26 protein-coding genes, 1 tRNA gene and 1 other annotated feature are annotated in these 24,453 nt (G+C 46.1%); of the genes, 4 read left to right on the top strand and 23 right to left on the bottom strand.

The genetic code is table 11. The features are described 5' to 3' along the window. Positions 1 to 85 precede the first annotated feature (85 nt). The 5 genes from citX to HF864_RS04445 form a co-directional block, all read right to left on the bottom strand. The gene (gene citX / locus HF864_RS04425) at positions 86 to 625 is read right to left on the bottom strand and encodes a citrate lyase holo-[acyl-carrier protein] synthase (RefSeq protein WP_169461878.1); all 540 of its coding nucleotides are present in this window, start codon (positions 623 to 625) and stop codon (positions 86 to 88) included. An 86-nt stretch (positions 626 to 711) separates the two neighbouring features. Then, on the bottom strand, positions 712 to 993 hold the full coding sequence (rpmA, locus tag HF864_RS04430) for a 50S ribosomal protein L27 (RefSeq protein ID WP_006499566.1): 282 nt from the start codon (positions 991 to 993) through the stop codon (positions 712 to 714). 29 nt (positions 994 to 1,022) lie between these two features. Next, on the bottom strand, positions 1,023 to 1,343 hold the full coding sequence (locus HF864_RS04435; protein WP_056968020.1) for a ribosomal-processing cysteine protease Prp: 321 nt from the start codon (positions 1,341 to 1,343) through the stop codon (positions 1,023 to 1,025). Positions 1,344 to 1,355: 12 nt separating this feature from the next. Next, positions 1,356 to 1,664: a 50S ribosomal protein L21 gene (rplU, locus tag HF864_RS04440; RefSeq protein ID WP_056968018.1), complete on the bottom strand. Its 309-nt coding sequence runs from the start codon at positions 1,662 to 1,664 to the stop codon at positions 1,356 to 1,358. 16 nt (positions 1,665 to 1,680) lie between these two features. Further along, positions 1,681 to 1,751, bottom strand: a sequence feature (ribosomal protein L21 leader region). 233 nt (positions 1,752 to 1,984) lie between these two features. Continuing rightward, on the bottom strand, positions 1,985 to 2,623 hold the full coding sequence (locus HF864_RS04445) for a TetR/AcrR family transcriptional regulator C-terminal domain-containing protein (RefSeq protein ID WP_169461879.1): 639 nt from the start codon (positions 2,621 to 2,623) through the stop codon (positions 1,985 to 1,987). Between the two features lie 199 nt (positions 2,624 to 2,822). On the opposite strand from HF864_RS04445, the gene HF864_RS04450 reads away from it, so the two are divergent. Beyond that, a tRNA-Arg gene (locus HF864_RS04450) sits at positions 2,823 to 2,896 on the top strand. Between the two features lie 665 nt (positions 2,897 to 3,561). On the opposite strand, the gene HF864_RS04455 is transcribed toward HF864_RS04450, so the two are convergent. From HF864_RS04455 to HF864_RS04465, 3 genes are read right to left on the bottom strand one after another with little or no spacing between them, the layout of a single operon-like run. Continuing rightward, on the bottom strand, positions 3,562 to 4,113 hold the full coding sequence (locus HF864_RS04455) for a dUTP diphosphatase (RefSeq protein ID WP_056968011.1): 552 nt from the start codon (positions 4,111 to 4,113) through the stop codon (positions 3,562 to 3,564). A 1-nt stretch (position 4,114) separates the two neighbouring features. Next, positions 4,115 to 5,167: a hypothetical protein gene (locus tag HF864_RS04460; RefSeq protein WP_169461880.1), complete on the bottom strand. Its 1,053-nt coding sequence runs from the start codon at positions 5,165 to 5,167 to the stop codon at positions 4,115 to 4,117. Next, positions 5,157 to 6,041 carry an exonuclease SbcC gene (locus HF864_RS04465; protein WP_169461881.1) on the bottom strand — a complete coding sequence of 295 codons (885 nt, stop codon included), beginning with the start codon at positions 6,039 to 6,041 and terminating at the stop codon, positions 5,157 to 5,159. The genes HF864_RS04460 and HF864_RS04465 overlap by 11 nt, the downstream gene beginning before the upstream one ends. A 199-nt stretch (positions 6,042 to 6,240) precedes the next feature. On the opposite strand from HF864_RS04465, the gene HF864_RS09530 reads away from it, so the two are divergent. Then, a complete protein-coding gene (locus HF864_RS09530) occupies positions 6,241 to 6,372 on the top strand; it encodes a hypothetical protein (protein ID WP_272209307.1) in 132 nt (43 codons plus the stop codon). A 114-nt stretch (positions 6,373 to 6,486) separates the two neighbouring features. Here the strand turns inward: HF864_RS09530 and glnA are convergent, their stop codons facing one another. Both glnA and miaA read right to left on the bottom strand, forming a co-directional pair. Continuing rightward, a complete protein-coding gene (gene glnA, locus HF864_RS04470) occupies positions 6,487 to 7,830 on the bottom strand; it encodes a type I glutamate--ammonia ligase (protein WP_169461882.1) in 1,344 nt (447 codons plus the stop codon). A 204-nt stretch (positions 7,831 to 8,034) separates the two neighbouring features. Next, positions 8,035 to 8,958, bottom strand: coding sequence for a tRNA (adenosine(37)-N6)-dimethylallyltransferase MiaA (gene miaA / locus HF864_RS04475; protein WP_169461883.1), 924 nt, complete (start codon positions 8,956 to 8,958; stop codon positions 8,035 to 8,037). Between the two features lie 88 nt (positions 8,959 to 9,046). Here miaA and HF864_RS04480 point away from each other — a divergent pair, with 88 nt between their 5' ends. Next, positions 9,047 to 9,223: a DUF3042 family protein gene (locus HF864_RS04480; RefSeq protein ID WP_081036732.1), complete on the top strand. Its 177-nt coding sequence runs from the start codon at positions 9,047 to 9,049 to the stop codon at positions 9,221 to 9,223. A 52-nt stretch (positions 9,224 to 9,275) separates the two neighbouring features. Here the strand turns inward: HF864_RS04480 and HF864_RS04485 are convergent, their stop codons facing one another. The 7 genes from HF864_RS04485 to HF864_RS04515 all read right to left on the bottom strand — a co-directional run bounded on the left by HF864_RS04485 (position 9,276) and on the right by HF864_RS04515 (position 14,882). Next, entirely contained in the window at positions 9,276 to 9,701 is a 426-nt protein-coding gene (locus HF864_RS04485) for a rhodanese-like domain-containing protein (protein WP_235803990.1), read from the bottom strand. A gap of 94 nt (positions 9,702 to 9,795) precedes the next feature. Then, positions 9,796 to 10,770, bottom strand: coding sequence for an ROK family glucokinase (locus HF864_RS04490; protein WP_056968002.1), 975 nt, complete (start codon positions 10,768 to 10,770; stop codon positions 9,796 to 9,798). A gap of 43 nt (positions 10,771 to 10,813) precedes the next feature. Further along, positions 10,814 to 11,053, bottom strand: coding sequence for a YqgQ family protein (locus HF864_RS04495; RefSeq protein WP_056968000.1), 240 nt, complete (start codon positions 11,051 to 11,053; stop codon positions 10,814 to 10,816). Then, positions 11,050 to 11,712, bottom strand: coding sequence for a rhomboid family intramembrane serine protease (locus HF864_RS04500; RefSeq protein ID WP_056967999.1), 663 nt, complete (start codon positions 11,710 to 11,712; stop codon positions 11,050 to 11,052). Before HF864_RS04500 ends, HF864_RS04495 begins: the two co-directional genes overlap by 4 nt. Positions 11,713 to 11,714: 2 nt before the next feature. Further along, positions 11,715 to 12,269: a 5-formyltetrahydrofolate cyclo-ligase gene (locus HF864_RS04505; RefSeq protein ID WP_169461884.1), complete on the bottom strand. Its 555-nt coding sequence runs from the start codon at positions 12,267 to 12,269 to the stop codon at positions 11,715 to 11,717. 240 nt (positions 12,270 to 12,509) lie between these two features. Next, positions 12,510 to 12,659, bottom strand: a complete 150-nt coding sequence (gene rpmG / locus HF864_RS04510) for a 50S ribosomal protein L33 (RefSeq protein WP_033935278.1) — start codon at positions 12,657 to 12,659, stop codon at positions 12,510 to 12,512. 156 nt (positions 12,660 to 12,815) lie between these two features. Continuing rightward, on the bottom strand, positions 12,816 to 14,882 hold the full coding sequence (locus HF864_RS04515; protein ID WP_169461885.1) for a penicillin-binding protein 2: 2,067 nt from the start codon (positions 14,880 to 14,882) through the stop codon (positions 12,816 to 12,818). A gap of 233 nt (positions 14,883 to 15,115) precedes the next feature. Here HF864_RS04515 and HF864_RS04520 point away from each other — a divergent pair, with 233 nt between their 5' ends. Further along, the gene (locus HF864_RS04520) at positions 15,116 to 17,746 is read left to right on the top strand and encodes a YfhO family protein (protein WP_169461886.1); all 2,631 of its coding nucleotides are present in this window, start codon (positions 15,116 to 15,118) and stop codon (positions 17,744 to 17,746) included. A gap of 120 nt (positions 17,747 to 17,866) precedes the next feature. Here the strand turns inward: HF864_RS04520 and HF864_RS04525 are convergent, their stop codons facing one another. The 6 genes from HF864_RS04525 to pheT all read right to left on the bottom strand — a co-directional run bounded on the left by HF864_RS04525 (position 17,867) and on the right by pheT (position 24,449). Next, complete coding sequence (locus HF864_RS04525) at positions 17,867 to 19,777, bottom strand: copper-translocating P-type ATPase (protein WP_169461943.1); 1,911 nt, start codon at positions 19,775 to 19,777, stop codon at positions 17,867 to 17,869. Then, positions 19,777 to 20,154 carry a cupredoxin domain-containing protein gene (locus HF864_RS04530; protein WP_205882284.1) on the bottom strand — a complete coding sequence of 126 codons (378 nt, stop codon included), beginning with the start codon at positions 20,152 to 20,154 and terminating at the stop codon, positions 19,777 to 19,779. The genes HF864_RS04525 and HF864_RS04530 overlap by 1 nt, the downstream gene beginning before the upstream one ends. Before the next feature lie 133 nt (positions 20,155 to 20,287). Beyond that, positions 20,288 to 20,764 (bottom strand): transcription elongation factor GreA, encoded by a 477-nt coding sequence (greA, locus tag HF864_RS04535; protein ID WP_006499982.1) that lies wholly within the window; start codon positions 20,762 to 20,764, stop codon positions 20,288 to 20,290. Positions 20,765 to 20,860: 96 nt separating this feature from the next. Further along, positions 20,861 to 21,514, bottom strand: coding sequence for a uridine kinase (gene udk / locus HF864_RS04540; protein WP_048345325.1), 654 nt, complete (start codon positions 21,512 to 21,514; stop codon positions 20,861 to 20,863). A gap of 66 nt (positions 21,515 to 21,580) precedes the next feature. Continuing rightward, entirely contained in the window at positions 21,581 to 21,949 is a 369-nt protein-coding gene (locus HF864_RS04545) for an endolytic transglycosylase MltG (protein ID WP_056967988.1), read from the bottom strand. 67 nt (positions 21,950 to 22,016) lie between these two features. Then, the gene (gene pheT, locus HF864_RS04550; RefSeq protein ID WP_169461887.1) at positions 22,017 to 24,449 is read right to left on the bottom strand and encodes a phenylalanine--tRNA ligase subunit beta; all 2,433 of its coding nucleotides are present in this window, start codon (positions 24,447 to 24,449) and stop codon (positions 22,017 to 22,019) included. Positions 24,450 to 24,453: the final 4 nt, after the last annotated feature.

Raw genomic sequence — 24,453 nt, forward strand, 5'->3', positions numbered from 1 at the left:
TTATTTTGCAGTTGTTGCTAAACGCCTCAAATAACAATCATTTAGTATCCGTTTAGCAGCTTCCTTATTCGATTTTTCCCAACGTTCAACTGTTTTCAATCAGCTCAGCCACCCGATCCTGCAGTTCTGCAACCGTATGACGCCGCGAACGCGCACATTCCTTGGCTGGTCGCCCACAGATCAAGCACGTCCGTTTAGGCAGCCCCAGCTCGGTCCGTGACATTGAAACCGTCTGTCCAGCTTGACGACTCAAAACGTCCAGATCAAACAGTCGATTTGAGACATCAGCTTCTTCAAATGCGGTCGTCAGATGCTTAACCTGCTCAGCTGGACCATCAACCAAATAAAAGCGTTCAGGTCCGGTTGATTCGTCCAGCCACTGCTCAACCATTTTAAAATCATACTGAGCCTGCAGCTGCTTTTCAAAAATCGTCAGCTTGGTCACAAAGAAGTTCTTTATCGTCTCGTTATTCTTGATTGGTCCGGGAATATTAAGCTTAGCGGCAATCACGGTTTGGTCAGAATGTGATTTTGTCAATTGATTCTGCAAGGCCACCCGACGATCCCGATTGGCCAAGACTTCGGGAATCTGCTGCGGCGTGCCTTTGGCAAACAAATTGTTCATGTTTTCTTCCCCCTTTAGCAAAACGCCAAAAGAAAAGTCCAGTTCGATGACATGCAAGCACATCAGTCGGACTGGACTTTAATTTATTATTCGGCAACTGGGTAAACCGAAACTTTGCGGTTGCTGCGACCCATGCGTTCGAACTTAACAACGCCGTCGATCTTAGCAAACAAAGTGTCGTCACCACCGCGGCCCACGTTTTCACCTGGGTGAATGTGAGTACCACGTTGACGGTAGATGATAGAACCGGCCGTTACGACAGAACCGTCAGCAGCCTTGGTTCCCAGACGACGACCAGCAGAGTTACGACCGTTGGCAGTCGAACCGCCCCCTTTGTGGTGGGAGAAGAATTGAAGATCCATAATCATAGTTTTCACCTCCAGCTTAAAATTTGTTTTTAAGACATTTTAATGTCAATATTTTCTGCATACTGTTCTTGAATATCAAGCATCGCTTCCAAGAACGTCTGCATTAAAATCTGGGAATCGTGTCCCGGATCAATTGAGCTGACTTTAAGCAAACCGCCGTTAGCATGATCGGCCGTAATCGTGGCAGGCTGCCTGACGACTCTTTCCAATCCATTGACCGTAGCGATTGCCAAAGCAGAAACCGCAGCACAGACAATGTCTTGACCATAATCGCCATGATCGGCATGCCCAGTCATCTCAAACGAAGCTATTCCATGATCCTGATTGGTATGAAAAACCGCGCGAATCATTGAATCACCCCATTAAGCGTTAATCGTGTCAATCGTAACCTTAGTATATGGTTGACGGTGACCCTTCTTGGTGTGGGTGTGCTTCTTTGGCTTGTACTTAAAGGTAACAACCTTCTTTTCCTTGCCTTGCTTGTCAACAGTACCTTCAACAGAAGCACCGTCAACAAATGGCGTGCCGACCTTAACGTCGTCGCCGCCTACGAAGATAACCTTGTCAAAAGTTACCTTGTCGCCTTCTTTTGCGTCCAGCTTTTCAACGTAGATAGCTTGACCTGCTTCTACCTTGTATTGCTTGCCGCCAGTAACGATAATTGCGTACATCAGTTTGTGCACCTCCTTAATTTCTAAGACTCGCCGGCCGAGCAGCCGAAGCTTTTAAAACTCGGTTGCGTGCGGTTGTAGTTGTTGGTTCACAAATACAACGTTCATATGGTATCAAAATCTCGGCCGATCGTCAACATCAAACACAGATTTAGATAAAATTTTCCGTACTGATCTTGATAGGTAAATTCTAGATACTGGATTCGTTCGCTGCAATGGACCTAATTACTTCCAAAAGTCAGCGCGGTGTGCAGAATCTTGATGCTTAGAAAAATAAAAATCCCCGCCCCATTAAAGCGAGAATTTAACTATCAAACTTATTAGATTTCTAGTGCTGATTTAACCTTGCCATCAAAAAACGAGGTTAACAGCATTCCCTCACCGCTAAATTGCTGCAGCATCTTAACCATGCTCTGCGTCATATAGCGTGGCGTGTAGATCATGCCATCTTGCAGCCAGCTTTTGATGACGCCCAAAACAGCGGATGCCAAAAACGATACCTGCATTTTGATTGGAACGTCAAAATCATCAAACTCAGTACCAAGCTGTTTAGCATACTTGGTCATTTCCTGGCAAAGTCGATCATAAAGCTGACCATAGAAGAAATCATTGCGTTCGTTGTTCAACAATACATCAAAGACCTCGGCACTGTTTTCAATGCATTGAAAGGCCTCATTTAATGAAAGAACCTGAATTGAGGCACCAGACGTGGAAATAATCTGGCGCTCAACCATAATCTTTGCGAACAAGTCATCTAAAATCTCGTTCATAGCTGACTTGATAAAATCGCGCTTATCCTTATAATGTAGATAAAATGTGCCTCGAGTAATGTTCGCCGTTTCAGTAATCTTTTGGACGCTGATGTTTTCAAGCTTCTCATGCTTCATCAGATAAACAAGTGCCTTGCGGAGACTACTGCGGGTCTTGACTACACGAGGATCAACCTTGCTGCCCGTCATTGGCACTACGCCTCCATTCTAAAAAAAGCTCTTTAGGTTAAACATGTAGCTGGTCTACAAACTTGTTCTACCGTTAGATTAAAACGATGTAAGCGCTTTGTCAATAAATTACACCTACTTCAACAGAAAAGGTTTGGCAATGGTCTAACCAACTGTCTTATTGACATTTTCGTGGAATATAATATACTTAATTAAGTCTGGGGCAATAGCTCAACTGGATAGAGCATTGGTCTTCTAAACCAAAGGTTGTGGGTTCGATTCCCACTTGCCCCATTTTGGAAACGCGGAAAGCATAGATATCAAGGTATTCTCAATCACCCAGGTGTCCTAGAGGCATTAATAAGGGGGTTTTAAGGTTAGAGATGCCTTTTTTATTTTTTTTAATAGTTCTGGTTGATTTTATTAGAATTTAATGCTCAAAACACTGTTATATCAGTACTTCTAACTAATTTTTCGTCTAGCACTGATATAACCTATCAATTTGTATCTATAATTTTTTGTTACCTTTTTTTGGAATTTACACGCACGGCTAGACGGTATTGATTGTATGTTTTGTATAAGCTTGGAAAGATAAATATGTAGATCATTAGTTCAGCATTTTTTACCTAAAATGTTTAAGAAAGTATTAAGAATTAAATTTATGTTACAGAACCATTGCATTTCTTAATAAAAGTAACAATAATGAAATATATAGACAATGCTTTTGACGGGATTATAAAATATTGCCGCTCTTTATCATTTCGTTGATTCTTTCTTTATCTGTAGTTGGTCAAATCTTTGGCAATTTAAAATCCCCGCTGCTAGGTCAATATCCTAATGGCACAAAGCATCGCCTTTTCTTATCAACAAAAACGACATCTGTCTTCATGGCGGATGTCGTTTTTTAGTCATAAAAAAAGCCCTCCCAGAGCACTTAGCGACTAGCAGGGCTAATATATTTAATAGTTGTCTTCTTGGCGCTGAATGTTGATTTTCAGCTTTTCTTCATAGGCATCCATGATCTCGTCTTCAGTAAAGCCAAAATCAACCAGTCCCATCTTCAAAAACAGGTGCCAGGCATGGCGAAAATCTTCTTGACGGTGATTGAAATAACTGCCATACAAGAAGTTTTTGATGGCCAGATATTCCTTGTTCCAGTCTGGGACTTTTTCAGCAGGCTTGCCATTTTTAATGCGCGCAAGCATCTGCTCATCCAAAACAATCAGATGCGTCCATTGCTTTTTGGCACTGAAGAGTAAAAAGAAGTTCAGCGCATCCACGTATTCTTCCAGAACGGTCTGATGATGCGTCCGGCCAGGCAATTTTTTGCCAAGGTGCTCTTTCCAGACTTTAAACCATTCTGCAGCGTTGGCAATCTCAGCCAGCTCAACGTCCAATGCAGTAAAGACGTTTTGCACGCGGGCTTCGGCACCAAGTTGAATATCATGATCCTCATCCAACTGCCAATCAAATTCAATTGACTCATGCAGCAACTTAGTAATATCTAACAAACTAATCTTCCTTTTCTACTTCTGTTTGATTTTCTAAATTTTTAGCCGTCTGTTCTGCTGATTGAGCCGGTTGATCCGGCGTCGTCATGGTCAGCGTCTCATCAACATGATCCTGATCGGCATTGTTGGCAAAGATCATCGCATCCGTTCTAACGGCTAAGAACTCACGGTTGTCCAAGTACCATTCCCGTACCAGCGGATAATGCAATAAGACGTCAAAGAGCGAGACGCGCTCTTCTTTGTCCAGAACCCGGAAGCTCCATTCCTGAGCATAGTCGTCTGGATCAAACGCCAGCTGCAGTCGTACGTTTTGATCCAGTCGCAGCTCGGCGCCATTGTTTTGTGGCAGGTTCAGCAGCATGTAGTCGGTATCCGTGGTTTTGACAAACAGCCGGTCGATAATCGTCAATGGCAGATCTGGTTTTTGCAGGCGGAAACGGGCACCGTTGCCAGTTTCCAAAATTCCCAGATCAATGACGAAATTAAGCTGCTTTTCCAACAGCAAGGCAAACTTAATCATTGGCGAAACAACGGCCTGCAGATCCAGATCACTGAACTTTTGGGTCTGGCGAACGATGAAAAAGTCAACCAGCGCCCGGTTGCTGAACTTGAGAATCTGATGCTTGAGGTTCAGATAAAACAGCGGCTCGTGATGATGCTGCTCGGCAAAGAAGGCCCCACCGTTATGCGGATCGATTTCAAACGTAAAGCGCTCTTGATCCTCCATTGGCGAAATCTTAGCCAATAACTGGTGGTGAATCTCATTTTCTTCGATTTCCAGACTGTTTTCGCCATTCAATTCCAGCATGCGTGCCATTAGCAGTAGATAGTAGTCAGCCAGCTGATAATGCTGTGGAAACTTGACAAAAGCGTTTTCCAGGCTGAGTCCTTCCAGCTTTTCAGTAGCATCAAGCAGTTCAGCCGGATCCTTGGTTTCAGTCAGCTGATTGAGTAAAGCAACGTAGCGCTGACCGATTTCAAGGCCTTGGGTAATCGAGTCGCTGAGTGAATGAACGCGATCGGCTGCCGTTGAGATCATTTGATTACTGCTCATCTGCGCTCACCCCCGCTTTTTTGCCGCCTAGGCTGTTAAGATAGCTGGCATACAGATTTCGGTTGGCCAATTCGAAGTCCTCAAACGTGCCAAACGTATCAATGATGCTCTTTTGCTCGTAGCTTAGAATCGTATTTTCTTTTGAAAGATCCAGTACGACACGTTCATTTTCTTTGATCGTGTCCGCAGCCGTACGGGATTCTTGTTCCTCATCTTCCAGCTTGCTGATCTGTTCAACGATTACCTGACGTGCTTCACGATTCTTGTTGGACTCAAACAGACCGCTGCGTGAGCTGGCATCTTTGAGCTGCTCTTGTAAGGCTGCCCGCTTTTGTTCACGTTCCAGACGACTGTCAATCAGTTTTTGCAGACGATCGTTTTCACTCGAGATCTGTTCAATGCGATCACTATTGTAGCGCTTGTTTTGCTTGCTTAGTTCAAAGGCGCGCGCCAGTTTTTGGTATTCTTCTTGATCAAAGGCAAAGCGGATATTTAAGACGTCCAGTTCACCAAAGCGCCGTCGATCCCACCAGTTCCCAAAGTAGATGCGGTAGTGACCGGTTTGGTATTCTTCATAGTAAAAGAATGGGTATGCCTTGCCCAAATATTGAATCAGGTTGGCACTCAAAAAGTTGCTCAACTGGTCAGCCAGATCATCGACCAGGTTCATAACCCCCTGCTCGTTTGGCTGCTGTTCGCGATGCTCAATTTCCGCAGCATAGCGCTGATTGTCCAGCAATTGATATACCTTGCAGTCATCATGATGTTCGACCGCGGTTTCCAATTCTTGTAGATACTTGATCTTGGCCGCAATCTGCTTGTTGATTGCTTGGCTGATATCAAGCGCACCATTTGTCTGTTCAACACTTGCCATAGCTTTGACTCCTTAATTTAATACTGCTTTAATCTTAGCGGATTTTTGACAACTTTTAAAGCGATTAATCCAGGTAGTTGTAAAATCTTTACCATTTGCGATAACGGTTGCAAATTCTTAAAGAATGACTATAATAGAATTGTTCGAGTATTACACATATGTGGACTACTTGAATGTCAAGAAAAGAGGCGAAACTATTATGGCACGTAAATTGAGTAAGCAAGAACGAAAAGAAATGGCCCGCAAGGCTATGGAAAAGCGTGACAACAAAAAGCCTAATGGTTCAGGCTTCGCTAAGCTGGATGCAGATGCTAAAAAGCTGAGTGAATAGTTTTAGTCACGATTTTGATTTGAAAAAACGCAGCGTCACTTGCAACGCTGCGTTTTTTTCGTCTCTAAAATAAAAAGACCTGCAGCTTGGCAGGCCTCTTTGGCAAAACACAAATTAGTATTGGAGCATGTACTTGTCACGTTCCCAGTCAGAAACGTGTTGACGGTAGCCATCATATTCAAGCGTCTTGGCCTCAAAGAAGTTCTTGTAGAGGTGTTCGCCCATTGATGCACGAACTACGTCATCGGCACGCAGACTCTTCAAAGCGTTGTGCAGGTTGGATGGCAGATCTTCAATGCCCTTGGCTTCACGTTCTTCTGGCGTCATCGTGTAGATGTTTTCCGTAACTTCCTTCATTGGCGTCAGGTTGTTGCGCAGACCGTCCAGACCGGCTTCCAAAATAGCGGCAATTGCCAGGTATGGGTTAGCCGTGCAGTCAACGGAGCGCATTTCAACCCGCGTACCCATCTTACGATCATCTGGGATCCGGATCAATGGTGAACGGTTGGATGCAGACCAGGCAACGTAAACTGGGGCTTCATAGCCAGGTACCAGACGCTTGTAAGAGTTGACGGTTGGGTTGCAGATAGCCGTCAAAGCGCGAGCGTGCTTCAGAATCCCAGCCAGGAAGTGGTAAGCCGTATCGGACAATTGCAGGTCGCCCTTTTCATCGTAGAAGGCGTTATTGCCATCTTTGTCAAACAGCGACATGTTGGTGTGCATACCTGAACCGTTGATGCCAGACAATGGCTTTGGCATAAACGTGGCGTGCAAGCCATGCTTTTTGGCAACTGACTTAACAACAAACTTAAACGTTTGAATGTTGTCGGCTGCTTCCAGAGCATTAGCGTACTTAAAGTCGACTTCGTGTTGGCCAGGAGCAACTTCATGGTGAGCAGCCTCAACATCAAAGCCCATCTTTTCCAGTGCCAAAACAATGTCGCGACGGCAGTTTTCGCCGGCATCGGCAGGTTCCATATCAAAGTAGTTTTCGTTATCGTTTACTTCAGTCGTTGGGTTGCCCTTTTCGTCAGTCTTGAACAAAAAGAATTCTGGTTCCGGACCGATGTTGAATGAAGTAAAGCCAGCTTTCTTCATGTCGTCTAAAACACGGATCAGGTTGTTGCGAGGGTCACCAGCAAATGGCGTGCCATCAGTCATGTGCACGCTGCAGATCACGCGAGCAACCTTACCGTGTTCCTCACCCCAAGGAAAGACCAGCCAAGTTGACATGTCTGGGTAGAGGTACATGTCACTTTCGTTGATGCGGACAAAGCCGTCGATTGAAGAGCCATCAAACATCATCTTGTTGTTCATCAGCTTGTCTAATTGGCTGACGGGCAGGTCAACGCTCTTCGTCGTACCAAACAGATCAGAGAACATTACCCGCAGAAAATGAACGTTTTCTTTTTCAACTAATTCATGAACTTCTTCTTTAGTGAATACGTGTTTTGCCATTTTATTCCATTCCTTCCACACTTACGGTTTCACAACTAGTCTCAGATGGCTAGACCAATTATTGAATTGGCCTTGGTTAATGCTTATATTCAGCCTTCCCTCTGATTACTTTAATAGCCTACCAATTGGAAGGAAATAAGTCAATTTTTGATAGGGCTTTCATGATCGATCACGTTGATTAATTAGTTTGGCTAACGTTTAACTTTAATTTTTTAACCACTCTTTAACGTCAGCTTCAATTTCATTAGTCGTATTCCGACCGCTAACCAAATCATACCATTGAACGTTCATCTTATTTCTAAACCAGGTTAACTGACGCTTGGCATAGTGACGGGAATCCTGCTTGATCTTGGCAATTGCATCCGCCAGCGTCGTCTCACCCTTAAAGTACGGAAACAGCTCTCGGTAGCCGATTCCCTTGCCAGACTGGTAATTTTCACCGCCTTGTTCATACAGCCAGCGTGCCTCATCAAGCAGACCTTCTTTAATCATCAAATCAACCCGTTGATTGATGCGTTCATATAAAACCGAACGTTCGGTAGTCAAACCGATCAGCAAAAATTCATTGTCGCTTTTGGTCTGCGTCTGCTGCGAAAACAGTTGGCCCGTTTTTTCAATAACCTCTAGTGCCCGAATTACACGTCTTAAATTACCCACCGGGATCTGTTTGGCAGCCTGAGGATCTTTTTGGTACAGCTGCTTCCAAACGGCTTCAGGGCCCTTTTGATCGGCCATTTGATGCCAGTAGTCGCGAATCCGTTGCGATTGTTCATCGAAATGATCAGCACCCAGCGCCAGATTTTCAGTCAGTGTCTGCAGATAAAAGCCGGTCCCGCCAACGACCATGGGCAGATGCTGACGAGCGGCAATCTGATCAATTTGTTCATTAGCCAGTTTTTGGAATTCTGCCGCCGAAAAGCGCTGGTTAAGGTCGCGAATATCAATCAAGTGATGCGGTACGCCATCCATTTCAGCAGGCGTGATCTTAGCCGTACCAATGTCTAAGTGACGATAAATCTGCATCGAGTCGCCTGAGATCACCTCGCCGTTTAAATCATGGGCCAGCTGAATCGACAGTGCCGTCTTGCCGACAGCAGTTGGGCCAACGATGGCTATTGCTTTAGTCAAAATTAAAACCTTCCTTGCTTAAAATTACTGGTAAATCTATTCAAAATCAGTCATAATAAAGCCAAATGACATAAAGGGGGCTACTCTTTTGAAAAAATTTACACGTGGTTTTGTATTGGGTGCCTTAACGACTCTGGGTGCGGTGGCAAGTGGCGTGGCTGCTTTCCACAAGACCGTCGTTAAGCCAATCGAAGAAGAAGAAAATCGTTTTGATGAGAACCGTCGCGCCGCTACGCGCAAGGGACGCTCTTCTCACCAACTGTAATCCATTACGATTATAAAAAAGGCTGTTGCATTTCTGCAACAGCCTTTTGTTTTTAGTCAGCGTACTTGGCTTTTTTCGTCTTGCCATGCCAGTCAGCATAGCCGCCCTTTAAGATATAGAGCTTGTGGTAGCCTTTTTTGGCTAAGAAAGTCACGGCCTGCGTGCTCAGCTGCATGCCGTCATCATAAAGGTAAACCGGCAGATCCGGCCGCAATTCGCCATACTGCTGCTTAAGATAGATGTATGGAAGACTGCGGGCGCCTAAAATGTGCCCCTTGTCAAAAGCATCCTTTTGCCGCAAGTCGATTACCTGCGCCTTACGCATGCCATCACGGAAGGCATCTTCATCCAGCACCGTGGCATAATGCTTGCGCCGGTAAGCACTGATCCCAGCACTTACGCCCCAGCCAATCAAAAGTGCCAATACGATGATATCAAAAGCCAGCCATCCCGAACTCATTCCCAGTACCACAACAATTCCTCCAAACATGCTTGTCTTAATTTAAGAAAGGCAATTCATCACGTAAAACGTGCCTCCTTGCCTAACCAAAAATAGTTTTCAAATAAATAGTTTATTTTTCATCGGCAGTAAAGTCAAGTGCCAATGAAGCAGCCCCGATCACACCAGCATCGTTACCCAATTGTGCCAGCTTCAGTTGAGTAGAAGTGCGAACCGTTGGGAAAGCAAATTTTTGGAAGTTTTGCTGTACGCGCTTGAGCAGGAACTCACCGGCTGCCGAAACGCCACCACCGATAACAACCGTTTCAGGGTTCAGCGTGTTGCTGATGTTGGCACATGCCAGACCCAGGTAGTAGGTAACCTTGTTAACAACTTCATTAGCCAGGAAGTCGTTTTCCTTGGCCAGATCAAAGACGATCTTAGCCGTGATCTCATCACCGTTGTCGATCATGGCCTTCAAGCGGCTGTTACCTTCGTATTCTTCAGCAGCATCTTGGGCCAGATGAACGATCCCGGTTGCCGAGGCATATTGTTCCAGACAGCCGTGGTTGCCACAGGTACATTCATAACCATTTGGCTCAACGATGATGTGACCGACTTCACCACCGGCACCATTGACACCATGAACCAGCTTGCCATTGGCGATGATCCCACCACCAACGCCAGTCCCCAGCGTGATGAATACAACGTCGTCACCTTCATGACCAGCACCCTTCCAGCGCTCGCCAAGGCCGGCACAGTTGGCATCGTTGTCCAGAGCAAACTTCAGGCCAGTACCCTTTTCAATTTGTTCCTTAACTGGCTGCAGCGTCTTCCAGTTAAGGTTGTAAGCACCAATTACCGTACCTTCTTCACGGTTAACCGTCCCAGGCGTTCCCATGCCGATACCAATAAATTGACTGCGGTCCATCTTGTACAGATCAATATGGTGGTTGATGGATTGAATAATGTCGGGAACGATGTGCGAACCTTCATCCAAAATGTTGGTACGCAAAGACCACTTTTGTTGAATTTCACCTTGGTCCGTTAAAATAGCAAACTTGATCGTAGTCCCACCAAGGTCAACACCGATTAACTTCTTGTTCATGCTCAAATTTCTCCTTTAACCTCAATAAATCCCTTGCCTCAGTCTAATAAGGCGACTTGTTTTCTTGATTCAGCTCTTCTTCGATGCGGTGCTCTTTTCTTAAAACCAGCTTGGCCTGCATATACAGATCCTTATCCAAGACGCCAGCCCGATAAAGATTGTCGACCTCAATGGCCATCAGCTCGATATCCCAAAGCCTTTTGCCTACGTAAACGAAGACATTAAAGCGTTTCAAAAGCTGTTGAACATCATAAAGCGTGCGAATCTCGCGAATTGGTTTCATTTTAGCAATCCCATTTCCAAAAAAGCTGCAATCGTTACAATCAATATAGTGCCACTTAGAAAGCGTTTTAGCAAGTCTATCCTGCCCAAACGTGGAGCACCAACCACGGCTGCCATAAAGAATCCACCCAGCAAACCGCCCAAGTGACCAGCCAGATCGATTCCTGGCACCAAAATGTCGGTTCCCAGATTAAGCAGCACCAGAATCAAAAACTGATGAGCCAGCGAATGAATTGCCGGCTCGTCCCAAAAAGCCAGCCCCAGCATCAAAAAGGCGCCAAACAGCCCAAAGATCCCGGTACTGGCACCCGCTGAAATCGACTGTGGCAAAAAGACCGCACTAGCTAGATTACCCATCAGCGTACTCATTAGATAGATCGCTAAGAATCGCCAGTGGCCAAATAAATTTTCAATATACATGCCGATAAAATATAGCGTTACACTGTTGACGACCAGGTGCGTGAGTCCAATGTGCACGAACCCGGGCGTAATCAATCGCCACCATTCACCTGCCTTGATCAGGGGCGTATAGCGTGCGCCAAATTCAATCAGCACTTGCGTATTGGTTGAGCCGCCAGCCAGCGTCATCAAGATGAACACAATGACTTGGATCAAAATAATCAGACTGGTCAGCGGCGCTTTTTGCCATGCTTCTCTCATTGTTATGCCTGCTCTAAATTAACGACCTGACCAATTTTAACATCATGATCCTCGAGCGACCATTCGTCATCATCAGCCAGTTGTGTGGTCAATGCTAAGGCAACCGTATTACCGGCATAATTGGCCAGCCAGCGATCATAATAGCCGCCGCCAAAGCCCAGCCGCTTGCCATTAACGGTAAAGGCAACGCCCGGTACGACGGCCAGATCAATGTCTGATGGATCGACAACCGTGCCGCCTTTCGGTTCCAAAACGCCGAATGCGGTTTCTTCAAATTCGGTATCCTCATCAATTTGAACAAACTCCATTTGCCGCTTAGGCAGCGTGCGAGGAACGACGACTCGCCTTCCTTCATGACGCGCATGCAAAATCAGTGGAGCGGTATCCAGTTCAAACGACTGACTCATCGTCAGTGCAATCGTCTGGGCACTGCGCCATTGCGGCAGATCGTAAAGCTTTTGTGCCAAACGATGCTGTTCATGCAGCCGCGTATTTTGATCCAGCTGCTGCAGCCGGGCAATATACGCCTTGCGCATCTCATTTTTTGAATGTGTCAATTTCTTTCTCTCCCTCCGTAAAACGTATTGACAGACGTTTACAAAAGGTAATTATCACCGTTAATTGCGATTTATGCAAGCGTTTTTGTCCAAAAATTGCAACCGTTCGCATAAATCAGTTCAAAATCATGCTGTTTGAGCTAAAAGCATCAATCATTCGGTTGCCGAAAACAAGGCGTACTTTTAGAGCAAAAAAAGACCCAGCCATCAAATTGACGACTGGGCCTGGTTTAATTTGAATTACTTGGTTTCGCGGTGCAGCGTAACCTTGCGTTCCCGTGGGCAGTACTTGTTCAGTTCAAGACGGTCCGGGTTGTTACGACGGTTCTTGCTGGTCAAGTAAGTCCGTTCGTGGCATGAAGTACATTCAAGAGTAATGTTTACACGCATTGGTGGCAACCTCCAAACTTTTTTCAGATTTAATTGGTTATTCGTAACCCTAACTCGTACAACTATATCATCAATTCACTGCTTTGACCAGAGTTTTGTCCAAGATTGTTAAGGAAATTCCCTTGACAGTGATATTTTTTAGTCAAATCTGCAGCTTTATTGATAGTCCTTAGAGCTCTTAACATCCTTCCAGAAAGCCTTAAAGATCTGTGAAGCCATCGTCAGGTTGGCCCCACCATCAGAATTGCTTGCCCCTGGGATGGCCAGGGCAACTACGACCTGTGGATTGTTAGATGGCGCATAACCGGCAAAACTAAGCGTAACCGTGCTGTTGTTCTTGTAGAACGTTTCGGCCGTACCAGTCTTACCTGAAATCGAAGGCGTATCACTGGCTAATTTCTTACCGGTAATGTAAGTGCTGGAACCGTGAACCACGTCATAGAGACCTTCTTTGACGATCTTCCATTCAGCAGCCGTTGCTGGAATCGTCCCCAGCACTTCTGGCTTGGTAGTGTATTCAATGGCCCCCAGCGAACCGTCTTTATTGGTACCACGAATCTGCTTGACGATATATGGTCTCATCCGATAGCCGCCATTGGCAATCGTTGACATGTACTGTGCCAATTGAATCGTTGTGTAGCCATCGTAGTTCCCGTATGAAAGGTCAAGTGCCGAACCGATGTTGGACTGTTTAGAAGGCCCCTCATAGCCGGTACTTTCACCTGGCAGGTCAATCCCTGTCTTAACGCCTAAGCCGAACATCTTGAAGTAGTAGCGCAGCTTGGTAAAGATCGATGGATCAAGGTCAATCGCGCCACCAGAGACATACTTCATGCCCCCTTCTTTCATTGCCAGCTGCATCATGTAGGAGTTGGATGAAACTTCCAGAGCGGTAGCCGCATTCAAGGCAATGTTGGCACTACCAGTCTTGTTGAACCAAGAAGTCTTGGCACTGGTTCCGGCCAGCTTGATCGGCATATCAGTCAAGGTGTTGTTGCTTGGCGTAATGACACCGCTCATAAAGCCACCCATGATCATGGCCCCTTTGACAACCGAACCCATCGTAATTGGATGGTTGATCGCACCAATTTCATCGGTCGTCTGCTTGCCAGTCGTTGGATCCCGATCAATCCCAGCCATCGCGTAGATCTCACCGGTATTTGGATTCATAACGACGGCATAGACCCCAGTTGAATAAGCGATCCCAGCTGATGAATAGTTCTTTTCCAAAATGCTTTGTACCTGTTTTTGGAACTTGGAATTGATCGTCAAAACCAGGTTGTCACCCTTCTTGCCGGCATATTTTACCTTTTCTTTGTTCGTATTGCCAGTGGTTGTAACCTCAGTCTGCGACTTGGAGCCAGCCAGCGTTGCCTGATAGAGTTTTTCCAGATAGCTTTGACCCACGTTGTCGTTTCTTGAGTAGCCTTGCGCCAGCATTGAGTTCAACTCGTCGCTTGGCAGCCCGGATGACAGCGTCCCAGTCAGTGTCTGAATCGCCTTGCCCTGTGGATAGTTTCGCGTCCAGGCCTTGCCGATCTTGACCCCTGGCATCTCGCTTAAGTGCTCACCGACTTCAGCTAATTCCTTAGCCGTGACGCCAGTTGACTTGATATAGGTTGTCGAAAGCGAATAGGCCCCGCTCATGGCAGCATAGATGCGCGCTTTGTTTTGCTGCAGCTTGGTCAGCTTGTAGACTTCCGGATGCTTGTTCAAGTAGGCTAATGCCTTGTTATATTGACCGTTGCTGGTAACCTGACTGGACAGGTGCAGTTTTTTGACAATTGCCTTTAGGTTGCGGCTGTCAGCCAGATAGTAGTCTTCTGCCTGGCGCTGCGTCAACTTGGTCTTGGTACCAACATTGACATAGTTACCCAGACGATTGGCAATCTTATACAGATCCGCACTGGTAACATCGGCGCCTTTGGTATAGGTAATTGCCTGGTGAACCTGATTGCCGACCAGCACCTTGCCAGATGAGTCATAGATCATCCCACGCTGAACGTTGTTGGTCTGCACGGTGGTATCCGAGCTTTTGACCTCAGCCTTAAAAGATGATCCATTCAGCACCTGCAGATAAAACAGGCGGGCAACCAAGGCCAGTAAAAGGAGCGCTACGATCCACAGCAAAAAGTTCAATCGCGATGGAATCACGGATTGCGCAGTTTTTTTGCCCTTCTTGCGTTGATCGAAGATGCCCTTAAAGCGATTTAAGAACTTCAATTTCGATATCTCCTTAGACAGAATAAGTCTATTTTAACAAATTTTTCGCGACTCGACAGAATCAAGCCACAAGATTGTCCTCAAGACTTTAACTATACTCTTTTATTTGCAAGATTAAACCTATTATGAGATGATTTAACGAATTTTAAGCAAGGAAACCACGAAGTTTTCACACTTTATGGCTATAATAAAACCCGTAATTTTCATACTTTATGATAAGGATCTGTTTTAATATGACACATACCGTTCGTCAGCGCCGTTTGGTTTTGCTGATCAGTTTCTTGCTGCCTGTCTTGATTATGGGCGGCTACTTTGCCTATCGCGGCATGGCACCATTTGGCAGCAGTACTGTCCTGACTGTAGATCTTGGTCAGCAGTACGTTGATTTTTTTGCCTATCTGCGCTCATCGCTTCTGCATCACCCCAGCAGTCTGCTCTATTCATTTAGCAAGGGACTGGGCGGTGAGATGTGGGGGACCAATGCATATTATCTTTGGAGTCCACTGAATCTATTGCTGCTCTTTTTCCCAGCCCAGCACCTGTCGAGCGGCATCGCCATCATGACCCTTTTAAAATATGGTCTAGCCGGACTTTCGATGGCTTGGGTGCTTGACAAAGAAAAGCTTCAGCAAGGTCCGCGCATCTGGATCTTTTCAACGCCATATGCCTTAATGGGCTGGATGGTGGCTAATCAGTTCAACCTACTGTGGCTGGACGTTTTGTTCCTGTTACCAATGATCATCTATGGCGAACGCAAGCTGCTGAAGGGTCAGAGTCCCTGGACCTACACGCTATGGCTGGCAGCTGCTTTGATCGACAACTACTATATGGCCTGGATGGTGGCCATCTTTACCGTTTTATTTGGAATCTGGATGATCGCCAGTGAAAAGACCACCTGGCAGTGGCACTGGCACAATGTCGGCTATACCATAGGACGCTATTTAGGCAGTTCCATGATCGCTGGAGCCATCAGCGCGTTCGTACTGCTGCCGACTGCCTATGCCTTAACTCAGAGTAAGGGTACTTATACAACCACGTCATGGAACTGGAAACTCGAGTACAATCCATTGAAGATGCTGGCTAAGCTGGTGCCGGGATCATTTAATTTCAACCAGATGCCAAGTGGTCAGCCTAATATCTATGTCGGCATGCTGATCATGATTGGTGCCGTACTTTACTTTTTCAACCGGCGCGAAAAAATTGGCGGTCGCTTGGTTGCTGGCCTGATTACCTTGTTTTTGCTGGCTTCTTTTTGTATCGAGGCATTGGATTTATTCTGGCATGGCGGTCAGTTTCCGGTCTGGTACCCCTACCGTTTTTCCTACCTATTTTCTTTTTGGAGCATCTGGCTGGCTGCGCGAACATTGCAGCCCGACTTTCGCATCAAGTGGCCAGCCGCGCTTGGCTTAATGGCTTTGGTCGGCAGCATTTTTGCCTACCTGATGCTCAAGCAGGTCAGTCATCTTTCATACATCAATCGTAATCAATTGCTGATTGGGCTGGGGTTTGCACTGGTTGCCATTTTGGCGCTTTTAATTCCGCGCCGGGGCAATCAAAGACTCTATGACCTGCTTTTGATTTTACTGGCAGTCTGTGATGTCAGCACCAGTGCATTTACGTCTTTAAACAATATCTCTTATGTCTCGCAAGCTGAGTTTGGCAACTATACCAAAGAATTGGACAAAGCCGTTACCAAGCTCAAATCTTTAGACAGTGGCCTTTATCGCACTGGCAAGACCTTTATGCGGACCAAAGACGATCCATTCCAAGCCGATTTCAACAGCGGTGATCACTTTGGCTCGACGCTGGAACCTGCTCAGCCGGCTTTCATGGGTGCAATCGGTCAGCCGGATGGTGATGGCTTTATTACCTATACGGACGGCACGCAGGTTACTGATTCGCTGTTGGGCTTCAAGTACTTCTTACAAGAGCGGCATGCTGGCCAACAAAATGGCAATACCGTTTTACCTCAGACCAGCCTCAGACCTGATCTCAAGCAGAAAAAAACGGTAGCCAAGACTTCGATGGTCAACATCAAGTCCAATCAAAATGCCTTGCCAATCGCATTTGGGGCTAGCAGCCAAGTACTGAATCTGACGCATAATACGTTAGATCCCCTGTCCTATCAGTCACAGATTTTTCAGTCACTGGCTGGCCGCAATATCAACCAGTCATTGTTCCAGGTGCAAAACTTTAACCATGTGACGTTTGGCAATGTTCAATCAGCCGTGCAGATTACCGGTACGACCTTCAAAAAGCGCAACCTCATGACTCCGGCAAGCATTGAGCTTGAGTTTACACCAACAACCAACAATTCTTATTATCTGACGCTTGGTGCCAACATCAAAAACAATGCCACGATTACGATCAACGGCAAAGCTTTAACCCAATATGACACCTATCGTAATACGGTAACGGTCAACGTGGCTAACCATGCTAAAGGCAAGACCATCAAGATCATCTTCAGCCTAAAGAACTCAACTTTGTGGATGCAAAACGTCAGCCTCTACATGCTTAACCAAAAAGCTTTCAATGCCAGTCTCAAGACCTTAAAGCAGTCGCCATTAAAGGTCACCAGCTATGGATCCAACCGCATCAAGGGGACGATCAATCTTAAGCATGGTCAGGATCTTTTGATGACCACCATTCCTTATGACAAGGGTTGGCACGTTAAGGTTGATGGCAAAACGGTCACGCCTAAAAAAGCTTTGAGTACCTTCATGGCCATCTCAATGTCTGCTGGCAAGCATACGGTCTCGATGTATTACATTCCACCATACTTGATCTTAGGTACGGCGATCACGCTGATCAGTCTTGGCGCCAGTCTCTGGTGGATCAGATCTGGCATTCGACGCAGACAGTAAAATTTATTTGATTACTATATAAAACAACTTTAATAATAAAAATGGCCGAAGATCAGCGTTTTAAGTCACGCAATCTTCAGCCATTTTTTGTTTTGAGACTTTATTCCCAGCCTCTTTTTTTCATTCGTCAATTTTAGCAACGTTTAACAGCAATGAGCTGGCAACCACCGAAGCTGAGCTAAAGGCCATTGCCAACCCCGCCAAGGCAGGACTGAGCTCAATTCCCCAATGCGCGAAAACACCGGCCGCGATTGGAATACCGATCAGATTGTAGATCAAAGCCCAAAACAGATTCAACTTGATGCGGGCAAAGGTCTTTTTAGCTATTGAAAGTGCCCTAACGACATCTTTAAGACTGTTCTTGATTAAAACAATGCCGCCCGTCTCAATTGCCACATCAGTTCCCGAGCCCATCGCAATGCCGACATCCGCAGTTGCTAATGCCGGTGCGTCATTGATCCCATCACCGACAAAGGCTGTTACACCTTGATTTTGCAGATTTTTGACTCGTTGTGCCTTATCGCCTGGCATAACCGAGGCAATTACCTCATCGATGCCAACCTGCTTGGCAATTGCTTGGGCCGCCTGCTCATTGTCACCGGTAATCATAACCGTGTGATAGCCTTGCTGCTTAAGCTTTTCAATCGCAGCCTTGGCAGATGGCTTAGGGACGTCTTGAATTGCAATCAAGCCGATTACTTTGCCTGCTTGGCCGATTGCTGCTACCGTCTTGCCATCTGACTGCAGCTGATTCATTTTGACTTGCAGTGTTTTGGCAATTGGCTGGCTGGCCAGATCCGGTTTGCCGACAAAAACGGTTTGACCATTGATTATGCCAGTGACGCCTTGGCCTGTTAGATTCTTAAAATCAGTAACAGTAGGCAGCGTAAGCTTTTGATCCTGTGCCTTTTTAACAATGGCACCAGCCAAGGGATGCTCAGACAATGATTCCAAACCGGCTGCCAGTGTTAAGGCTTGTTCTTGCTCCCCGATCACATCGGTAACGACTGGCTGTCCCAGCGTAATCGTCCCGGTTTTGTCAAAGGCCACGTTTTTAATATGGCTGGCAGTTTCCAAAACCTCGCCATTCTTGATCAAAATTCCCAGCTTGGCAGCACGTCCGGTACCAACCATCAAGGCAGTTGGCGTGGCAATTCCTAAAGCACATGGACAGGCAATCACGATTGTCGAAACGGCAAAAGTCAGTGCCTTGGCTAATTCAGCATCCAAAAAGACGTACCAGACGGCAAAAACGGCAATTGCAATCATCAAGACCACTGGAACGAAAATATCAGCAATCCGATCCGCCAGTTTTTGTATCGGTGCATGGCTGGACTGAGCATGCTTGACGATCTCAACGATTTGAGCCAGCATGGTATCCTTGCCAACTTTTTCGGCGATATATTCCAGCATCCCCGTTTGATTGAGGGTACCACCGATCACTGCATCGCCGGCCTGCTTTTCAATCGGCATGCTCTCACCGGTAATCATTGACTCGTTGACCGTTGAATGACCAGCAACTACCTTGCCGTCGGTAGCAATTTTTTCACCAGGACGTACCAGCAGGCGATCACCGATTTTAACGTCTTCAATCGGAACTTCTTTGGTTTGGCCATCTTTAATCAGCGTGGCGTTTTTAACCTGCAGCTGCAGCAGTCTGGTTGTTGACTGTGAGGCTTGCGTGCGCATCTTGTCTTCCAGGTACTGCCCAAGCAAAACGAAGACAATGATGTAAGCGGCACTTTCAAAAAATACGCCTTGATGATGCAATAGCGCGTAGATACTGTACAGATATGCCGTCATGGTCCCAACGGCAACCAACGTGTCCATGTTGGCATGGTGATGCAAAAATGCTGCCCAGGCACTCTGAACAAATGCACGGCCTGAGATCAGCATGATCAACGTTGTCAAAATCAATGCCACCCAGTCACCGTTTGGGATCATTGGCCAATTAAAAAACATAGCCAGCATGTCATATAACATCGGTAACGCCAGCATCAAAGCCAGCCAAAAACGCTTTTTGATGCTCATCATTTTACGATCACCTTACCATGAAACATATTCATCCCACAGGCAAACTCATACTCGCCAGCCTTGCTGGTATCAACTTTAATCTGGTGCAGCTGATTTTGTGGCAGTTTTTCGTTGATTCCCATATCTGGAAAGACGACCCGTTCCAAGCAAGATGAAGGATCCTTGCGATAAAAATCCAGTTCTGCCGGTACGCCTTTTTTTAAGACAATCGTACTTGGCGAATAACCACCATTAACTTCTACTTTTACCTTCTGATCCTGGCTGTCGGCACTAACGTCAGCCGCAACGGCCTTTTCTTGATGACGGCCAAAGAACCACCAGATAATTGCAGCAATTAATAATACAGCAATCAATAAAACTAAGACTTTAATCATTATTCCATTCTCCTTTTGTTTACGATTGTAATCTTTAACCGTAATCATTTTGAACTTTATAATTACATTTGTCAACACAGACGTAATAAAAAAATTCCCCACTTCGCTTTTGAAGCGGGGAATTATTGGAAGCTTACTTAACTTCCAAAATCTTGACCTTCATCGTGCCATTTGGAATCTCAATTTCAACTTCTTCACCAACCTTGTGACCAATCAAGCCCTTAGCCATTGGCGATTCGTTTGAGATCTTGCCGTTCAGTGGGTCAGATTCGGATTCACCAACGATTTGGTAGGTTTCCGGTTCTTCGTCCGGCAGTTCTTTAAACGTTACCTGACGACCCATTGATACCTCGTCAGCAGCCACGTCATTGTTGTCGATGATCACCGAGTACTGCAGCATGTGTTCGATCTGTGAGATCCGGCTTTCAACAAATGACTGCTCGTCTTTGGCTGACTCGTATTCGGAGTTTTCCGAAAGGTCACCATAGCTGCGGGCAATCTTGATTCGTTTGATTACTTCTGGGCGCCGTACCAGACGCAGGTTTTCCAGTTCTTCTTCCAGTTTTTGCTTACCTTCAGCCGTCATTGGGTAGCTTTTTTCTTCAGCCATTTCAATAACTCCTTTGATTTTTATTTAGAAATGATTTTAAGTTTCGTCTTTTGCAACGTTAACATGCTAAACATTAATTGTAAACCATCATTAATGTTACTTTAGTTCAGTATGACCGCGCTTGACCAAAATGTCGCGAACCTTAGTCGATAAAAGATCAATTGCGACCTGGTTTTCGCCACCCTCTGGTACGATCAAATCAGCGTAGCGCTTGGTTGGTTCGATAAATTGGTGATACATTGGCTTAACCGTTGCCAGATATTGACCAATGATTGAATCCAAAGACCGCCCCCGCTCTTCCATATCACGCTGAATACGGCGAATGATGCGAATGTCATCATCAGTATCAACATACACCTTGATATCCATCAGATTACGAAGGCGCTCGTCATCCAGGATCAAAATGCCTTCCAGAATAATCACGTCTTGTGGTTCCACATGCACGGTCTCCTTAGCCCGCGTGTAGGCTTTATAGTCATAAACCGGCATTTCAATGGCTTGATTATGCCGTAATTGGTCCAGCTGCTCAACCAACAGATCCGTGTCAAAAGCCAGGGGATGATCATAGTTAACGGCCTTACGCTGCTCCATGGTCATGTCGGCCTGGTCGTTGTAGTAGGTATCTTGAGTAATAATCTGAATGGACTGGCCATGCAGCTGATTGTAGATGGCACGGCTGACCGTGGTTTTACCACTGCCGGAGCCGCCCGTTACGCCAATAATGATTGGACGTTTGTCATCATTGTTCACGCTAAATTTCTCCTTTATTTGTCAATACAAAATTTAGTATAGCGCAGCCAGATAGCAGCGACAAGGTTATTCACTGGTATTTGTCGTTGCAGTCGGTTTTTGCTGCAGCTTTTCTACAATCTGAGGCGTTGACTGACTCCGTTTTAGATAAAAGCGCCCGGCCTTAATTCCCTGCGTCTTGTGCGTTTGCAAATAATAGTCGAACACATAGGCATTGCGTACCAGTTTTTGTTTTTTTAGCAAGGACCCGGTCTGTTTATCGGTCGTACCCTTTGGAATCACCACCACACGTTTGGTTTGATCACTAGTATCAACTGGCAGCAGCTCATGATTAAACCAGCCATGAATCACTAATCCGCCAATGATTAAAATAGCAATCACAATTATGGTGACGATGTTTTGGCGCCGCAGCTGTTGTTTGGTAAAATTGGGCATTTTTAATTCCTCTGACAAAATGACAAAAAGGGACCGCCAGTTTTGACGTTCCCTAATCAGTCATAAATTAACGAATCTCAGCATTCAAGACGTCTTGCAGATGCTTTTCTACTCGAGCAAAGGCATCGTTAACCTGATCTTCAGTCAGCGTCGTGTCGTCAGCCTGATAGGTCAGCGTGTAGGCCAGCGACTTTTTGCCAGCTGGCAGCTTGGCGCCCGTGTAAACGTCAAACAGATGCACGTCCTTGAGATATTGACCACCCTTTTGATAGATCAGATCAACAACTTCTTCATTGGTTACGTCCTCATCAACCAACAGGGCAATGTCACGCGTTACGGCTGGGTACTTGCTGATGTGCAGGTACTGTTTTGGCAGTTTTTCAGCCACCATCAATGCTTCCAAGTTCAGTTCAAAGACATAGGTAGCTGGAATCTTTAAGTCCTTAGCAAATTGTGGGTGAATCTGACCGACAAAACCAATCAGCTTGCCATTAAGCAGAATATTGGCGGTCCGTCCTGGATGCATCTCCTTGCGCGTGCTGTCGGCTACGTATTCGATCGTACCAGCAATTGCCATGTTGTGTAAGTAGCGTTCTACAATTCCCTTGATCTGGTAGAAGTCAACCGGACGCTTCTCAAGATGCCAGCTGTCAGCCAACAGACTGCCGGCCATGGCCCCAGCAACGTGCTCTTGTTCTTCAGGACGCTCACCGCCTTTAGGAATAAAGACGCGACCTTGTTCGTAAAGCGCGATGTCTTCAACCTGGCGAGTCGTATTGTAGGCTACGTCAACCAAAAGACCACTAATAATGCTTTCACGAGCCGTCGTGTGATCAGAGCTCATTGGATAGTCCAGCTGCATTGGCGTAACGGCTGGATCAATCGTAAACTGCTGAGCCTGCTTTTCATTCATCAATGAGTAGCTGATAGCTTGGTTGAGCCCCATGCTTTGCAAAGATTGGCGCGTAGCTTTCAAGAATTTTTGGCGTGGATTTAAGCCACCCAGCGTCCGCGTCATAGTTGGTAAAGTTGATGGAATGTTTTCATAACCATACAGCCGCGCGATTTCTTCGTTTAAATCGGCTGCAATGCTGATATCCCAGCGCCGGGCCGGAACATTAACGACCAGTGCATCATCACCTGACTGCGTGTAGGCAAACTTCAAGCGATCAAAGATGTTTTCAATCTGCTCAAGCTTCAGCTCCGTACCCAAAACGGCGTTGACCTTGTTTACAGACATCGTAATCGGCGTGGATTCAACCGGTTTTTCACTGCCAGTAACGATCCCCTGTTCAACTTCACCGTCAGCCAATTGCTGAAGCCAGTAAGCTGCTTCGTTCAGTGCCGTTTCCACGGTTTCTGGATTGATGCCTCGTTCAAACCGCATTGAGCTTTCACTGTGCAGATCCAGTCGGCGAGCCTGCTTGCGCACCATTACTGAATCAAAGATAGCAGCTTCTAAGACTACGTTTTGCGTCTGATCGTTAACTGCCGTGCTCAAGCCGCCCATCGTTCCGGCCAGGCAGACTGGCTCATCGTTTGAGGTTACCAGGATGTCTTCTTTTTGCAGCGTTTGTTCGGCCTCATCCAGCGTTACAAACTTTTCGCCTTCATGCGCATGGCGAACGCTCAGATCATGGGCTGGCAGACGGTCGTAGTCATAGCTGTGCATTGGCTGACCATACTTGAGCAAAATGTAGTTGGTAACGTCAACGACATTATTGATTGGGCGAATCCCAGCGTTCCACAAACGAATCTGCAGCCACATTGGACTCTCGCCCAGCTTAACGTTTTTAATCACCCGTGCTTTATAGGTTGGTGCAATCTGAGGATCAGGAATCGTGATCTTCAATAGATCGCCAGCCTTTTGCGTGCCATTTTCTTTAACGTCGTAGGTCTTAAAGTTGTTTGGCAAGTCATAGATTGCACTTAGATCATTAACGTTGCCGTACATGCTCAGCATATCGCCACGGTTAGGCGTCAAGTCGGTATCAATGATCGTATCGTCCATTCCTAGGTAGGAAAAGACCGCATCGCCGACCTTGGCATCGTCATTTAAGAACCAGATGCCTTCTTCATAGGCTTTGGGAGCGATTTTGTCGCTAAAGCCAATTTCTTGCAGTGCACACAGCATCCCGTTTGATTCTTCACCGCGGATCTTGCCACGCTTGATCTTGGTGCCGTCCTTTAACTTGGCACCGGCTAAGGCAACGATGACCTTCTTGCCCAGTGCCTGGCTGACGTTTGGTGCACCACAGACAATCTGAACCGTGGCACCTTCGCTGATCTTGACTTGGCACAGATTCAAGTGATCAGAGTCTGGATGTGGCTTGATTGATTCAACCTGGCCAACGACAATATTGCTCAGCCCATCGCTTGGTGAGTAGACTTCATTGATGTCAACCGAGGTCAAGGCCAGTTTTTGTGCCAGCGCATTTGGTTCAATCTTATTTTCTTCAAGAGGCAGATATTCATTTAACCATTGGTATGAAACTTTCATTGAG

Origin of the sequence: Lactobacillus sp. MRS-253-APC-2B, assembly GCF_012843675.1 — a bacterium.
In the GTDB taxonomy this organism is placed as follows: domain Bacteria; phylum Bacillota; class Bacilli; order Lactobacillales; family Lactobacillaceae; genus Limosilactobacillus; species Limosilactobacillus pulli.

Coding starts and splice junctions, on each gene's coding strand:
- citX (WP_169461878.1), bottom strand. CDS start 625: ATGAACAATTTGTTTGCCAAAGGCACGCCGCAGCAGATTCCCGAAGTC.
- rpmA (WP_006499566.1), bottom strand. CDS start 993: ATGATTATGGATCTTCAATTCTTCTCCCACCACAAAGGGGGCGGTTCG.
- HF864_RS04435 (WP_056968020.1), bottom strand. CDS start 1,343: ATGATTCGCGCGGTTTTTCATACCAATCAGGATCATGGAATAGCTTCG.
- rplU (WP_056968018.1), bottom strand. CDS start 1,664: ATGTACGCAATTATCGTTACTGGCGGCAAGCAATACAAGGTAGAAGCA.
- HF864_RS04445 (WP_169461879.1), bottom strand. CDS start 2,623: ATGACGGGCAGCAAGGTTGATCCTCGTGTAGTCAAGACCCGCAGTAGT.
- HF864_RS04460 (WP_169461880.1), bottom strand. CDS start 5,167: ATGAGCAGTAATCAAATGATCTCAACGGCAGCCGATCGCGTTCATTCA.
- HF864_RS04465 (WP_169461881.1), bottom strand. CDS start 6,041: ATGGCAAGTGTTGAACAGACAAATGGTGCGCTTGATATCAGCCAAGCA.
- HF864_RS09530 (WP_272209307.1), top strand. CDS start 6,241: ATGGCACGTAAATTGAGTAAGCAAGAACGAAAAGAAATGGCCCGCAAG.
- glnA (WP_169461882.1), bottom strand. CDS start 7,830: ATGGCAAAACACGTATTCACTAAAGAAGAAGTTCATGAATTAGTTGAA.
- HF864_RS04490 (WP_056968002.1), bottom strand. CDS start 10,770: ATGAACAAGAAGTTAATCGGTGTTGACCTTGGTGGGACTACGATCAAG.
- HF864_RS04495 (WP_056968000.1), bottom strand. CDS start 11,053: ATGAAACCAATTCGCGAGATTCGCACGCTTTATGATGTTCAACAGCTT.
- HF864_RS04500 (WP_056967999.1), bottom strand. CDS start 11,712: ATGAGAGAAGCATGGCAAAAAGCGCCGCTGACCAGTCTGATTATTTTG.
- rpmG (WP_033935278.1), bottom strand. CDS start 12,659: ATGCGTGTAAACATTACTCTTGAATGTACTTCATGCCACGAACGGACT.
- HF864_RS04520 (WP_169461886.1), top strand. CDS start 15,116: ATGACACATACCGTTCGTCAGCGCCGTTTGGTTTTGCTGATCAGTTTC.
- HF864_RS04525 (WP_169461943.1), bottom strand. CDS start 19,777: ATGAGCATCAAAAAGCGTTTTTGGCTGGCTTTGATGCTGGCGTTACCG.
- HF864_RS04530 (WP_205882284.1), bottom strand. CDS start 20,154: ATGATTAAAGTCTTAGTTTTATTGATTGCTGTATTATTAATTGCTGCA.
- greA (WP_006499982.1), bottom strand. CDS start 20,764: ATGGCTGAAGAAAAAAGCTACCCAATGACGGCTGAAGGTAAGCAAAAA.
- HF864_RS04545 (WP_056967988.1), bottom strand. CDS start 21,949: ATGCCCAATTTTACCAAACAACAGCTGCGGCGCCAAAACATCGTCACC.
- pheT (WP_169461887.1), bottom strand. CDS start 24,449: ATGAAAGTTTCATACCAATGGTTAAATGAATATCTGCCTCTTGAAGAA.